Here is a 13,924-nt window from a genome sequence, read left to right as displayed (position 1 = left end):
AATTACAGAAGGGACATTTGCCGTCTGCGTCAAAATGTGATTCAATACATTCGACAACCTGACTATCATCGGAGAGATATGTAAGGGCATTCAGCAAGCTACTTCGTTGACGATGATCCATTTCGGTGATTTTAAGCAATAATTGTGAAAAGTCTTTATTTTTCATGATTTCCTCCTTCTTGGAGTATATCCAAAAGATAGAAATCATTTATTGAGTTTCAACATTTAAAGGGAACATAGCCATGTCAAAAGAATTGGAGGATGCAAGAAACGAAAATAAACGCCTCCAAGCTGAGTTAGACAAATCCAAAGAACCCGACCTAAACAACCTTATTCCTGAATTAAAATCCAAAGGTGAGAATCCCCGACTTTAAAAGGGATCTGAATCCCATTTAACTTGGTGTTTGTCTGAATGGACTTATTGCACCCGGGATGCAAAAAATATGTAACGGGATTTAGTACGCACTACAGATCAAAAACAGGGGCGTGGATCTGACCAGGAAATCATTGCACCCTGGATGGAAAAATAACCGCCGCATTTATGGGGTGGTTGGATACAGGAGCTTGGCTGAAAATTAAGCCAAGCTCCTGTATCCGTGGTACTGCTGGGGAGGTCTCCCCATTTTTGGGGTGAGTGTTTCTGTCTTATCCATTAGACTATATTCACTGTGGGGAGCATGTGGGGAATAATCTAAAATGGCCTTGGGTGTGGGGAATAGTGTGGGGAACAAACTACAAAGGCTCCCAGCGAAACCGCTGAGAGCCTTTATTTACTTGGTAGCGGGGAAAGGATTTGAACCAATGACCTTCGGGTTATGAGCCCGACGAGCTACCAGACTGCTCCACCCCGCAACAACGAAAGCCAATATAGATCAAAGGCGCTTTTGAGTCAAGGCATTTTTTCATAAAACTCAAACATTTGTCATAATGCACTGTTTTAGCTCATCAATTGATGCAGTTGCGGTGCCTACTTTAGCCACCACGATGCCAGCCGCAAGATTGGCCAGCCCGGCAGCCGCTTTAAACGTGGCGCCGGATGCCAAGCCCAGCCCCAAAAGAGAAATAACCGTATCTCCGGCCCCGGACACGTCAAAGACCTGCCTTGCCTTGGATGCAATGGTGACGGCCGGCTTTCCTGTTTCATAGAGAACCATACCGGCCTTTCCGCAGGTAATAAGAAGCTTTTCAAGCCCGGCCTGGGTCATGATCTTTGCGGCAGCCTCATCCATCTCTTCAGGTGTTTCAATCTGTATACCGGCGGCAATTGCAGCTTCTTTTTTATTGGGGGTTAAAACGGTCACTCCCATGTATTTGGAAAAATCCATGGACTTGGGATCTGCCAGGGTCATGACACCTGATTTCTTTGCTATATAAACAATTGAGGCTACAAGCTCACGAGTGACCAGACCCTTATCATAATCTGAAATTATGATAAGATCCATTTTGTCGATGTAACCTGAAATGATCCGGGTTAATGTCTCAAACGTATGGTCACTGATCCGGTGCTTGACCTCCCTGTCGATGCGAAGCATCTGCTGACTGGCTGCAATAATTCTGGTTTTACGTGTTGTGGGACGGTCCGGTTCACTGATCACTCCTGTGACATCAACGTTCAGCGCTTCAAGTTTTTTTAAAACATCACGGCCAGCCGGCCCCGCACCCACGGTACCCATGGCAAAAACCTCTGCCCCCATGGCTGAAAGATTATTTATCACATTGCCTGCCCCGCCCAGTGTATGACTCATTTTTTCTACGGCCACCACAGGGACAGGTGCTTCGGGTGAAATCCTGTCAACCTTTCCCCACAGGTACTCATCAAGCATTAAATCCCCGATGACAAGTACCCGCAGCTCTTTAAATTTATCAATATCTATCATTCAATCTGCCAAAAGATTGGTAAGCATGTCTTTAAGCTCATCATAGGAGCGGGTAATGGAAATATCAGGAAAATCCTCGGTAATGGATTCCGGCGGCTTAAAGAAAAAGCCCTGGTCCGCCGCCTGGATCATTCCGGTATCATTGTAGGAATCTCCAAATGCTATAACATGATAGTTCAGGCCCTGGAGGGCTTTGACGGCCCTGGCTTTCTGATTATCGATCCTCAGATTATACCCGGTAATCCGGTTTGTTGCATCCACGGTCAGGTTATGGCAAAGTAGCGCAGGGAAATCCAATTTTTCCATAAGCGGCCCTGCAAACTCTTCAAAGGTATCGGACAGGATAATGATCTGGGTCCGCTTCCGGATCCAGTCCAGCATCTGCTTTGCGCCGTCAAGGGGATCAAGGCCTGCAATGACATCCTGGATATCCTTAAGTGTCAGATTATGCTCATCAAGTATGGACAGACGCTTTGTCATGAGCACATCATAATCGCTGATATCCCGGGTGGTCAGTTTAAGTTCTTCAATCCCGGTTTTTTTCGCCACATTGATCCAGATTTCAGGCAAAAAGACCCCTTCCAGATCTGCAACAAGTATTTTCATTCCTTTAACCCTTCTTGTCTTGTTTAATCTATTTTTAATCTATTGATGCTGTTACCTTTATCCCGGATACCGGGCATGAATACAACGGCACGGTTATGCATGCCCTACTCAGAGTCATCATCCTCAATGCGGATAATAACGGGTTGGCCTACCACGCAGTCGGTTTGAGCAATTTGGCCAAGGGCCGCCTGAACCCTGCTTTCCTTGGCTTGATGGGTCAGCATGACAATGGGAACCTGACCATCGGCATTGCGCCCTTTTTGATGGACCGATTTGATGCTGATGTCGTTCTCACCTAGAACACCTGAGATGGTGGACAAAACGCCCGGATGATCCTGGGCCTCAAAGCGTAGATAATACCGGGTGGACAACTGGGCCATGGGCAGAATAGGTATTTTTCGAATATTTTTTTCGGGATACCCCAAAGTGGGGACCCTGCGCCGGGTGCCGGAAATAATGTTTCTGGCAATATCAGCTATATCCGAAAGAACGGCAGAAGCTGTGGGCATCATGCCTGCCCCATGACCATAAAGCATGGTTCGACCTGTGGCGTCGGCATCAATGGCAATGGCATTCATGGAATGATCCACATGGGACAAAGGATTGGAACAGGGAATCATGGTGGGATGCACCCGGGCTTCGACATGGTTCTTATGTTTTTTCCCGATGGCAAGCAATTTGATTGTATACCCAAAGTCACCGGCAAACCCGATATCATCCGGACCGATATTCCGGATGCCTTCTACATGGATATCATCAAGGTTAATTTCCATACCATGGGCCAGGGCACTTAAGATGGCAAGTTTATGGGCCGTATCATATCCATCCACATCCAGGGACGGTTCAGCCTCGGCAAAACCCAGTTCCTGGGCCCGTTTTAAGGCATCCTCAAACTGGGATCCGTCCCGGGTCATCTTACTCAGGATATAATTGCAGGTACCGTTGAGGATGCCGCACATGGCATTAATGTCGTTGGCGACCAAGGATTCCCTCAGACTTTTTATGACAGGCATGCATCCCCCACAGGACGCTTCAAACGCCAAATCAACCTGATTCTTTCCGGCAATGCGGACCAGTTCATTACCAAAACCGGCCAAAAGTGCTTTATTTGCGGTTACTACATGCTTTTTGTTTTCAAGAATCTTAAGAATGAAATCCCTGGCCACGGTTTGCCCGCCGATAAGCTCCACAATAATGTCAATGTCAGGGTCATTAATAATCGACATGGCATCGGTTGTTAATTGGGTACCGCTCAGATCAACCCCCCGATCCGTTGTAATATCAAGGTCAGCAATGGTTTTAAGATTCAGACAGGCGCCGATCCTAGATTCGAGTAATTCTTTTTTATCCTTGAGCAGTTTTGCCACGCCTGCCCCTACCACACCGAATCCAAGTAAGCCGATATGAATTGTTTTCATGAAGATATTTTCTCCAAAATAGTCCCGGGTTTAAAAGTCACCCACTTCATACTTCATCCGGGCCTCCCTTGTCAAAAAGCTTTTGACTTTTTACGGGCTTTGGGCGTATGATTGACGACTTTAAAGGGATTAACAAATCTTTTAAGATTAAGATGCCATAGGTGAGATAATTAAGATGAACGACTCTTTGACATATGCGGATTCCGGCGTTGACATTGATAAAGCCACCCAGCTGGTAGACCGGATAAAAAATATTGCCAAATCCACCCCACGGACCGGTGTAATGGGAGATATTGGTGGTTTTGGCGGACTTTTTTCCTTAAACCTGGCCAATATATCCAACCCGGTACTGGTTAGTTCCACAGACGGCGTGGGCACCAAATTAAAAATCGCATTCCAGATGGACAAACACGATACCATTGGCATAGACCTTGTGGCCATGTGCGTCAACGACATCATTGTCCAAGGGGCCAAGCCCTTATTCTTTCTGGATTATCTTGCCATGGGCAAACTGGACAACAGCGTGGCTGAAAAAATCATTTCAGGTATTGCCGAAGGTTGCACCCAGTCAGGCTGTGCGCTGATCGGCGGCGAAACCGCTGAAATGCCCGGCATGTATCAAAAAGGCGAATATGACCTGTCGGGTTTCTCCGTCGGCATTGTTGATAATAATAAAATCATTGACGGCTCATACATCCGTCCAGGGCACAAACTTATCGGCATAGCCTCTTCAGGGGTTCATTCCAATGGATTTTCTTTAGTGCGCAAAGTTTTCTTTGATAAATGCGGGTATAACGTCAATACTCGTCTGGAAGATCTGGACGGCACGCTTGGAGAAGAATTGCTCAAACCCACCATCATTTATGTATCCACTATTTTAAGCCTGATGCGTGACCTGCCTATTCACGGGCTGGTTCACATCACCGGCGGCGGCATAGATGAAAACATCACCCGGGTCATCCCCCAGGCATGCAAGGCCATTATTCACAACGGATCATGGCAGATTCCTCCCATATTCAACATCATCCGGCAGGAAGGTAATGTGCCGGAACACGACATGCACAGAACCTTTAACAACGGCATCGGCATGGTGGTGATTGTCCCTGAAAAATCCGCCCAGGAAGTCATGGACAGACTCAGTGCCATGGAAGAACGTGCTTATTTGATAGGTGAAATCCTGGAAAGGGAAAACAACGAGAACCAGACCCAGTACGTCTGATTCCCCTGCCGGAAATTAAACCCATGCTCATTCTCGGGATTGAATCCTCCTGCGACGAAACTGCGGCAGCCGTCGTGGAGGATGGTGCGCGTATTCGCTCTTCTATTGTCTCTTCCCAGATATCCACCCATGCCATATACGGCGGAGTGGTGCCTGAACTTGCATCGCGCATGCACCTTGAGGCCATAGACCCGGTGGTGGACCAGGCCCTGGCGCAGGCCGGTGTCAGCCTGGATGACATTGACGGCATTGCCGCCACCCAGGGTCCTGGATTGATCGGCGCACTTCTGGTGGGGTTTTCCTATGCCAAGGCCCTGGCCTGGGCACGAAATCTTCCCCTGGCCGGGGTTAATCACCTTGAAGCCCATATCTGCTCTTTACAGCTTTTGAATCCCCCCCCCGGCTTTCCATTCATCTCCCTTGTGGTGTCAGGCGGGCACACCAATATTTATCATGTAAACGAACCCGGCACATTCAGCCTCATGGGCCAGACCCGGGATGATGCGGCAGGAGAAGCCTTTGACAAGGTGGCCAAGATGATGGGGCTAAGCTATCCGGGGGGGCCTGCCATTGAAGCCCTGGCAAAAAAGGGTGATCCTGAAAAAATCAAATTCCCCAGAAGCATGATTAAGAAAGACAACTTTGACTTCAGTTTCAGCGGACTTAAATCGGCGGTGGCCCGGCACCTGCATGAAAACCCTGATATGGATCAGGATATGAGCGAAGATCGGCTGGCCCATGTGGCAGCCGGGTTCCAAATGGCTGTCATTGATGTCCTGTCCACCAAACTGATCGCGGCAGCCAGACAGACAAACTGCCGTTGCATCGGTATTGCAGGCGGGGTCTCCGCCAACCGAACCTTTGTTGATATCCTTTCTAAAAGGGCTAAACAGCATCAAATTAACGTATTTTCTCCCCCCTTGGCCCTATGCGGAGATAATGCTGCCATGATTGCAGCCAGGGGATGGGAAATGATCCGGGACAACCAGGTCTGCGGACTGGGAGATGATGTCTATTCCAGGGTAAAACTTTAAACAAGAAACCTTTCTTTTGCCGCTAAAATCCTTTTCACACAGGTCCGGCCTGATTCAAACAAGTCTCTGTCCGTTTCAAGATATCCTATCACAGCGTCCCTGGCTTCGGCAATATTGGGTCCGGTGTGGCAGACAAGCGCCATGTCGATTTGTGCAGTCATGATTCTGTGAATACAGGTATTCATATCGTGACGGATGGCCTTCATGTCCAAATCGTCGGTCATGACAATGCCCTGATATCCCATATCCACCCTCAATAGATCGTAGGCAATATTCTTTGACAAACTGGCCTGCCAGTCCGGGTCCAGTTTGGGAAACATGATATGGGACAACATAATCCCTGAAACCCGCGCTTTTTTTGCGGCTTCAAAAGGAACCAGATCCGTCTGTGTTAAGTCGGACAATTCCACATCCAGTTCAGGCAGAAAGAAATGAGAATCCTTTACTGTTCTGCCGATGCCGGGAAAATGTTTGGCCACAGCCATAACCCCACCCTTTTGAAGCCCCTGGATCACCGCAGTGCCCAGTTCCGCAACACGGTCTGGGCCCCCTGTAAAGACCCGGTCTTTCATAATGGAATCCATATCCGGCGGGGCCACATCCATCACCGGGGCCATATTCATGTTAATACCCATGTCAGATAACTCTGATACTGTAATCCGGGCAAATTCCCAGGCGTCTTCAAGGGTTTTCATATGGGGATTGCCGGGAAACTCAGTGAAAAAGGGGTTGCGCAGTCTTGCCACCTGTCCGCCCTCCTGGTCCACGGCAACAAACAGGTCCGGCAAACCTTGATCCAGTGCATATTTTCGGGCATCCGTGCACAAGCGGCGCAACTGGTCTGCCGATTCGATATTCGGCCGAAACAGAATTATTCCCCCGGCTCTGTATTCCTTAATCAGATGTTTTAATTCAGCATTAAGGGTCTGGCCGTCAAACCCAAACATCAGACGCTGGCCGGCCAGGTCCGGTAGTGATTGAAAATCAAATTGAGTCATAACAAATCATCATATCTGCACGCCATGCAAATGCTGTTCAAGGGTAAATATTTCCGGCATGTACTGGTAAATGGGTTTCCACCTTGATATGCCGTTCAATTCAATACCGTTATAAATTATTGAGATCGGTCTGTCAGCAGAAACGACAACCACAATCACTTTTGATGTTGTGGCGGAAAATCTCAATGCAGAGTTGTACCTGGCACCCCGGGCCATGTTTTCCCAGGTAACGGATTGCCCGTCCAGAAGACATCCGAATCCCCGGATTTTGGCATCCGGTGTTATTTGAACTGCGCCGTCAATGCGCATGAACGCGGCGGCCAGGTTATAATTATCAGAATCCAGAAGGCATAAAGGGGGATCCAGTACATGACCGGACAGCACCAGTGGCTCATCGTTCATATCAATGACCACGGTACTGCCGAAATGTGAATGTCCTGCCTGGTGTATCAACCCGGAAACGACACTGAACAGGGTGCCCGCCGTTTCGATATCAAGCTGTGAATCTAAAAGCAATTCTTCCAACTCCACCAGTTTATTTTCCCTGGTGGTGGAATAAAAATTGCCGTCACAAAATGAGGCAAGTTTCTGGGTACCCAGACCCAGAAAGCCGTGATCGCCTCTGAAATCTGCTATAATTGCATACTCAGGGATAGGGGCTAATGTGATCCCCACCACATAATTGCCGTCGGAAACCAGTTTACGATTTGAGCGCTCTACACTGACAAGAAGTTTTCTGATGTGCTTGATATTGGAAATTACCGGTCTTTCATTACGCCGAAACATGGTTAAAAAATCAATGGCATCTATATTGACCGGGTCCGTAAAAAACAGAACCCCCCTTGCCCAGGCCCCTTCTTCTCTGGTTTTTGAAATGGAAAGAATATAGTTCAGGATCGTTGGGATCTGAATTTTGGTATCATACCCCAGATGACTGTTGCGCTCATCCACCATATAATCGGCTATGGCCTGGAGTGCATAATTTTTAACCACATAATCCGAACAGTTGATGGGCGGATTGCCCGAGGTATAATCATGGACAAGCAGGGAAGCCGCCTGCTCCAGCCATTTTTCCGTTGGTTTGATGGAACACATGTCAGGATGGTGTTCGGTAAACCAGACCTGGTAAAAAAATTCACTGCTTGCACCTGCAAACGCAATAAGTCCGGACAAACCCAGAGTTTCCTGGGGGATCAGATAGCCTTTAGGCTGGCCTTCAATCTGCTCCGCAATCTGCTGCCGCCAGCGTTCTTCGTTGACAAGAAAGACTTCATTAAGTACTGTTTCATGCCCGAACAAAAGATCCTGGGGGTCAAATACCTGCACAGGCTCATCCGGGCCCGGTGCAAACAGCAGGGCAACACGACTGGGATTGGAATACATGCGCAACCCGTCAGACACCCCGTTAAGGATATTGGCAATACACAATTTCTTGAAAGAGTCCTGATTCATACGCCGACCGTTTTAATTTAACAGACTGTAATTAATGACAGGGAGTAATGATTGATCCCATGTTCCACGCGGTTTGGCAAGTTTTTTTTACATGCCGGGTGTTGTAAAAAAAGGGAAGGACTGATAATTAACTAAAAACTGTTAAGGAGGCAATGAATAATGATGAAACTTTTTTCACGGATTTGTGCGGTTGTTCTAATTGTTATGGGAACTACAGCGTTATGCCATGCCCAGACCGCGTATGTCTCTGATATGCTCATTCTCACATTCAGGGAGGGACCCGGCCCGGGCTACCCTGTGCTCTCAGCCTTAAAAAGCGACACCCCTTTAACCATAATTGAAGAAAAGAACGGTTACCTTAAGGTGGCACTTTCATCCGGAGAACAGGGATGGGTGGACAAAAGCTACATCGTAACAGATCCTCCCAAATCAATAATCATAACCCGGTTAAAAAACGAAAATGCTGCCCTTAAAGAAAAAATAAAGGCATTATCGGAAGAGGCAGATCAGGTTGTTATGGAACAGCTTAAAAAAGAGAACCAGACCCTGATCCAAAACCTTGAAACCTTAAAATCAAAATATACTGCGCTTAAGACCGCCTCTGCCAATATAACCGATATTTTAGAGGAAAACGAACGTCTCAAAACACAGAACACATCCTTGTCCGCCACACTTGCCGAACAAAAGGGGAAAAACGATTTTTTGTTTAAAACCGGCATGATTAAATGGTTTATAGCCGGTGTAGGCGTGCTTCTCCTTGGCTGGCTTATTGGCCTGAGTATATCTTCCAGGCACGGTGGTTCAAGCTCATTGCTTGACTGATTTTACACCTTCGTTCCCCAAAACACTATGTGGTATGATGAAAGTTTGCTGTAGAGAAGCTCCTTCTTTTACAAAATTTAACATATTTTAATGTTTCCTTACTTTTTTTCTTGACAGGGCAATTCATTTCTTTCTATCAATTATTGCACTATTCATGCTTTGTATTTTCTTTTAAATTTTAATCTTTCTTTATATGAAAGTTACAATAACGGCCATGATTGAGTTACTTTCATGGTTTGTTGTGGGTTGACTCCGGGTGTCCGATAGACCAGGTCGGCTATGGCCGTTATTCAGAGGAGAAAGCCTTGTCTGACGCAAGCGCTTATGGGGAAAAAATCTGGACCGAATCTTATGCCCAAGGTGTTCCCCGGCACGTTGACTATCAGGACATTCTGATTCCCCAGTATCTTGAGCTATCAGCAAAAACCTTTCCCGACAACCCGGCGCTAATCTGCCATGGATATGCCATGACCTTTGCACAGCTCAATGACACCGTTTGCAGATTTGCCGCAGCCCTGAAGAAATTCGGCATAAAAAAAGGGGACCGTGTGGCCATTTTGCTGCCCAATGTCATCCCCTGTGTGGTCGCTTATTATGCCACATTAAAAATTGGCGGTATTGTTGTATTTCATAATCCCCTATACGCAGACAGAGAACTTGAGCGCCAGTTCAGGGATTCAGGCGCCAAATGCCTGATCACACTGGATCTTTTAGCAGACCGCATGGTAAAATTACGAAAAAAAACAGATATTACGACCATTGTTTATACCTCTATCGGTGATTATCTTCCTTTGGTAAAACGCTTGTTTTTCCCCCTGGCAGCCGCCAGAAAAGGGCTGGTCAAAGAAGTTACCCCTGCACCCGATCTGTATAAATTCAAAGATGTAATTGCACAATACGTCCCGGATACAAGCCGGGCGGATGCCACCATGGACGATGTGGCCATGTACCAGTATACCGGCGGTACCACAGGGGCGTCCAAAGGTGTCATGCTCACCCACCGAAATCTATCTTACCAGGTCCAGCAGCTTGAAGCCTGGTTCCCCGAATTTGTGAAAGGCCGGGAAATCATGCTGGGTGCCCTGCCCTTTTTCCATGTATTCGGCATGTCCACATCCATGAACTATGCCATCAAAATGGGGTGGAGAAATGTACTGGTGCCCAAACCCCAGTCCGAGCCGCTTTTGGAAGCCATCTCTAAATTCAAGGTATCCTTTGCTCCCATGGTGCCCACCATGTTTATCGGCATATTGGAGCACCCGGATATGAAAAAACTCGATCTAAGCTCAATAAAGGCCTGTTTTTCCGGATCTGCGCCCCTTCCGCTGGATATCATCAATAACTTTCAGAAAAAAACCGACTCAATTATCGTGGAGGGATTCGGTATGACCGAATGCACGCCGGTCACCCATGTCAACCCCTTCCAGGGCAAACGGGTTGTGGGCAGTATAGGGCTCCCCATCCCAGACACGGTCTGCAAAATTGTGGACCTTGAAGACCGTGACAGGCAGATGCCCATAGGAGAGCCCGGAGAGCTTCTTATCAAAGGACCCCAGGTCATGAAAGGCTATCTAAACCAGCCGGATGCTACGGCCAGGACCATCACCCAAGACGGCTTTCTGTGCTCAGGGGACATTGCTCAAATGGACGAAAACGGTTATTTCTATATTGTTGACCGAATAAAAGATATGATTATCTCCAGCGGTTACAGTGTCTACCCAAGGGATATTGACGAAGTGCTGTTTGAGCATCCAAAAATCCTTGAGGCCTGTGCCATTGGTATCCCTCATCCCAAACGCGGTGAAGCCGTCAAAGCATTTGTCATCCTTAAACAAGGAGAGACAATGACTGAAAAGGAAGTCATTGACTATTGCGGTACTAAGCTTGCCAAATACAAACTGCCGGTGGTCGTGGAGTTTAGAAAAGATCTGCCCAAATCCGATGTAGGAAAAATTTTGAAAAAAAAATTAAGGACGAAAGAATACAATAAACAATCACCATTTTCAGTGAATATTTAATTTTGAAGTTACTACCAACTCGAATATATAAAGGTTTCGGGAAAGAATTAAAGATGAAAACGTTGCGAGTCTGGACTCAGGCACTATTGTTACTGCTTTTCGGTTTTGCCGCACAAGGCTTCTGCGAACCGTCATACACCCTGGAACAATTATGCCGCGTGGCCAATGAGAATGCAGAAACCATCCAGATTGCCAGGGAACAGACCTATATTGCAGAACAAGATAAAAAGCGGGCCCAATCCGTGCTTATCCCTGCAGCGACGCTATACGGCAGCTACCTGAATTTTAAGAACGACGATTCTTACACACCTGATGTCAATACCTTAGGCGGCAAACTCACCCAGTCCTTTACCCTGAACGGCAAAGAACTGATCGCCTATGATGTCAGTAAAAAAAGGATTAAAAAGGCAAAATTCTCAGAACAGGCCATTAGAAGTGATTATATTTTCCAGGTGGCCCAGGCATATATCCAGGCATTGAATTTCAAACGCCTGGTGGAGGTGGCGGATGCCGAAGTTAAACGATTGAACACATACAAGGATTCGGTGAATGAAAAACTCACTGTGGGCAGTGTGACAAAGACCGCCCTGTACCGGGCCCAGGCTGAATTGTCAAAGGCTAAAACCAACCAGATTATGGCAATCAATGATGTCCGGACAGCCAAGGCCGGTATTGTCAGACTTACGGGCATCGAAGATGAGTTCTCCATTGTACCGGGAGACACCAAAGAGGTTGAAAATTTTTCAGTCACCCTTGAACAGATAAAATCCCATGCCCTTGAAAACCGTTATGAAATCAAGGAAGCCACAAAGGATGTCGAGATTGCCCGGCGAACCATTGCCTATGAAAAGGGTGAATACTGGCCCCGCATTGAGCTTGAAGGCGGTTACCGGGAAAAAGATATCACTTATGATACAGAAATTGGCAATCAAAGCGGATATGATACCGAAGAGGCTTATATCCAGGCCCAGCTCATATTTACCCTGTATGACGGTGGACTGCGAAGGGCCCAGGTACGACAGGCCGTGGCAAAACAACGCCAGGCAGAGCAGTCCCTGGCTAACGAAAAAAAGGTGGTAATCCTTGAATCAAAGCAGTCTTTTCTGGAATTCAACACCGCAAAATCCACTCTGATCAATCTTGCGGACGAAGTGAAATCTGCCCAGGAAAATTTCAGTGCCGTTCAGATGCAGTTTAAATACGGCATGGCTGACAGCATTGATGTCATGGACGCTAATACCTTGCTTGTGGATGCCCAGCGACGGATATCCAATGCCCGTTCCTCCTTTTATCTTTCCATATTAAAAATTATTTACACCCAGGGAGATATCCTTGGTTATTTTTTAAAAGAAAAATCAGAATGAATTGTTATTCAAATTAAAAAAACAAAATAAACACCATTTAGGCCCAAATGTTAAGGGCGTGTTAGGGGTTACCCCCTGATGAAACAACTCTGAATCTTCAATGTTCTCAGCATCTAAGCTTGACTAACACCTGGCACCCGCTTATTCTTCACAGAATTTGATGGTGTCGTAAAAAGTCTTTCGCCTACCGCGTTATGGCCCCTGGCCAGACACTATGTCTCGTAGGTGAAAATTTTTACTTAGCTATCGGTTGGATTTTTTAAATGAAAAGGAGCACAAACCATGTACGAAATCATCGCCACCCCCCAGGAGTATCAGATTGATCACCTGATTAACGGCACTGACGACGCAAATATTGAACTTACAAGGGAAGAACGGGACACGTGGGCAAAGCAGATCGTTCAATTCAGAGACCGTTTATCCGGGTTTGCCCAAAAAGCAGACATGTTTTCGTCACTTCTTGCATCAGAAGAAAAAATCGCAGCCACTCCGGCCTCATTAAAAACATTGAAAATTCAACTTTTCATGATTAACGATGCCCTGAACTCCGCGTTAGGTATTGCTGACATGATGGAAAGCGATATGATCAAAACGCCCCAAGACGCATAAAATAAGATGCTCAAAATAGTTCACAAAATTCCAAGCGCCCTGTATTGGTGAAATATGGGCGCCTGGAATTTTTGTTATCCAAGAACATGTTTTTCCAGAATAAAGCAGGAAAAATCCCCTTTGAAAACCACCTCATCTTCGCGTCTAACCTCAACGCCGACCATCTGCTTTTTACCGGACACGGATGTGACACTGGCCTGGGCATATACGGACTCGCCTGCTTTGACAGGTTTTAGAAATTTAACATCTGCCCCGCCAAGCACGACATTGGGGTGATTGACTGCAAGCATGGCAGCATAGTCGGCAAGTCCGAAAATAAATCCGCCATGAACCAGCCCTGAATCATCTGCCGCCATTCTGGACGTAGTTGTATATTCCACACGGCTTTTGCCGCTTTCCACCATAACCGGTTTTCCGCACAATTCATTGTCTATTAATTGATGGGTTATTATTTCCATTAAAAAAACTCCTTCTATAACAGCCACGGGCTGACCTGGTTTTTCACCG

General features: G+C 46.8%; 13 protein-coding genes and 1 tRNA gene. 7 read left to right on the top strand and 7 right to left on the bottom strand.

All coding sequences use genetic code 11. The features are described from left to right. Nucleotides 1-242 precede the first annotated feature (242 nt). The gene (locus B147_RS33260; RefSeq protein WP_020589392.1) at nt 243-374 is read left to right on the top strand and encodes a hypothetical protein; all 132 of its coding nucleotides are present in this window, start codon (nt 243-245) and stop codon (nt 372-374) included. Between the two features lie 401 nt (nt 375-775). On the opposite strand, the gene B147_RS0122110 is transcribed toward B147_RS33260, so the two are convergent. The 4 genes from B147_RS0122110 to B147_RS0122095 form a co-directional block, all read right to left on the bottom strand. After that, nucleotides 776-852: transfer RNA gene (locus B147_RS0122110), tRNA-Met, on the bottom strand. Between the two features lie 59 nt (nt 853-911). After that, nucleotides 912-1,877: a D-glycero-beta-D-manno-heptose-7-phosphate kinase gene (rfaE1, locus tag B147_RS0122105; RefSeq protein WP_020589391.1), complete on the bottom strand. Its 966-nt coding sequence runs from the start codon at nt 1,875-1,877 to the stop codon at nt 912-914. After that, nucleotides 1,878-2,483 carry a bifunctional phosphoserine phosphatase/homoserine phosphotransferase ThrH gene (gene thrH / locus B147_RS0122100; protein WP_020589390.1) on the bottom strand — a complete coding sequence of 202 codons (606 nt, stop codon included), beginning with the start codon at nt 2,481-2,483 and terminating at the stop codon, nt 1,878-1,880. Between the two features lie 104 nt (nt 2,484-2,587). Further along, on the bottom strand, nt 2,588-3,901 hold the full coding sequence (locus B147_RS0122095) for a homoserine dehydrogenase (protein ID WP_020589389.1): 1,314 nt from the start codon (nt 3,899-3,901) through the stop codon (nt 2,588-2,590). A gap of 175 nt (nt 3,902-4,076) precedes the next feature. Here B147_RS0122095 and purM point away from each other — a divergent pair, with 175 nt between their 5' ends. Both purM and tsaD read left to right on the top strand, forming a co-directional pair. Further along, entirely contained in the window at nt 4,077-5,120 is a 1,044-nt protein-coding gene (purM, locus tag B147_RS0122090) for a phosphoribosylformylglycinamidine cyclo-ligase (RefSeq protein WP_020589388.1), read from the top strand. A gap of 23 nt (nt 5,121-5,143) precedes the next feature. Beyond that, entirely contained in the window at nt 5,144-6,154 is a 1,011-nt protein-coding gene (gene tsaD / locus B147_RS0122085) for a tRNA (adenosine(37)-N6)-threonylcarbamoyltransferase complex transferase subunit TsaD (protein WP_020589387.1), read from the top strand. Here tsaD and B147_RS0122080 read toward each other — a convergent pair. Together B147_RS0122080 and B147_RS0122075 are read right to left on the bottom strand one after the other, a co-directional pair. Further along, nucleotides 6,151-7,152: a glycoside hydrolase family 3 N-terminal domain-containing protein gene (locus B147_RS0122080; RefSeq protein ID WP_020589386.1), complete on the bottom strand. Its 1,002-nt coding sequence runs from the start codon at nt 7,150-7,152 to the stop codon at nt 6,151-6,153. The genes tsaD and B147_RS0122080 overlap by 4 nt on opposite strands. A gap of 9 nt (nt 7,153-7,161) precedes the next feature. Beyond that, on the bottom strand, nt 7,162-8,604 hold the full coding sequence (locus B147_RS0122075) for a DNA integrity scanning protein DisA nucleotide-binding domain protein (RefSeq protein ID WP_020589385.1): 1,443 nt from the start codon (nt 8,602-8,604) through the stop codon (nt 7,162-7,164). A gap of 159 nt (nt 8,605-8,763) precedes the next feature. Between B147_RS0122075 and B147_RS0122070 the strand changes: the two genes are divergently transcribed. The 4 genes from B147_RS0122070 to B147_RS0122055 all read left to right on the top strand — a co-directional run bounded on the left by B147_RS0122070 (nt 8,764) and on the right by B147_RS0122055 (nt 13,417). Beyond that, a complete protein-coding gene (locus tag B147_RS0122070; RefSeq protein WP_020589384.1) occupies nt 8,764-9,426 on the top strand; it encodes a TIGR04211 family SH3 domain-containing protein in 663 nt (220 codons plus the stop codon). 305 nt (nt 9,427-9,731) lie between these two features. Next, nucleotides 9,732-11,444 (top strand): long-chain-fatty-acid--CoA ligase, encoded by a 1,713-nt coding sequence (locus B147_RS0122065; RefSeq protein ID WP_020589383.1) that lies wholly within the window; start codon nt 9,732-9,734, stop codon nt 11,442-11,444. 53 nt (nt 11,445-11,497) lie between these two features. Further along, complete coding sequence (locus B147_RS0122060) at nt 11,498-12,808, top strand: TolC family protein (protein ID WP_020589382.1); 1,311 nt, start codon at nt 11,498-11,500, stop codon at nt 12,806-12,808. Nucleotides 12,809-13,090: 282 nt separating this feature from the next. Beyond that, nucleotides 13,091-13,417 carry a hypothetical protein gene (locus tag B147_RS0122055; RefSeq protein ID WP_020589381.1) on the top strand — a complete coding sequence of 109 codons (327 nt, stop codon included), beginning with the start codon at nt 13,091-13,093 and terminating at the stop codon, nt 13,415-13,417. A 74-nt stretch (nt 13,418-13,491) separates the two neighbouring features. Here B147_RS0122055 and B147_RS0122050 read toward each other — a convergent pair whose 3' ends face one another. Next, on the bottom strand, nt 13,492-13,875 hold the full coding sequence (locus B147_RS0122050) for a thioesterase, FlK family (RefSeq protein ID WP_020589380.1): 384 nt from the start codon (nt 13,873-13,875) through the stop codon (nt 13,492-13,494). Nucleotides 13,876-13,924: the final 49 nt, after the last annotated feature.

It is taken from the genome of Desulfobacter curvatus DSM 3379 (assembly GCF_000373985.1).
Taxonomy (GTDB): domain Bacteria; phylum Desulfobacterota; class Desulfobacteria; order Desulfobacterales; family Desulfobacteraceae; genus Desulfobacter; species Desulfobacter curvatus.
This window is presented reverse-complemented; position numbering and strand designations above follow the sequence as displayed.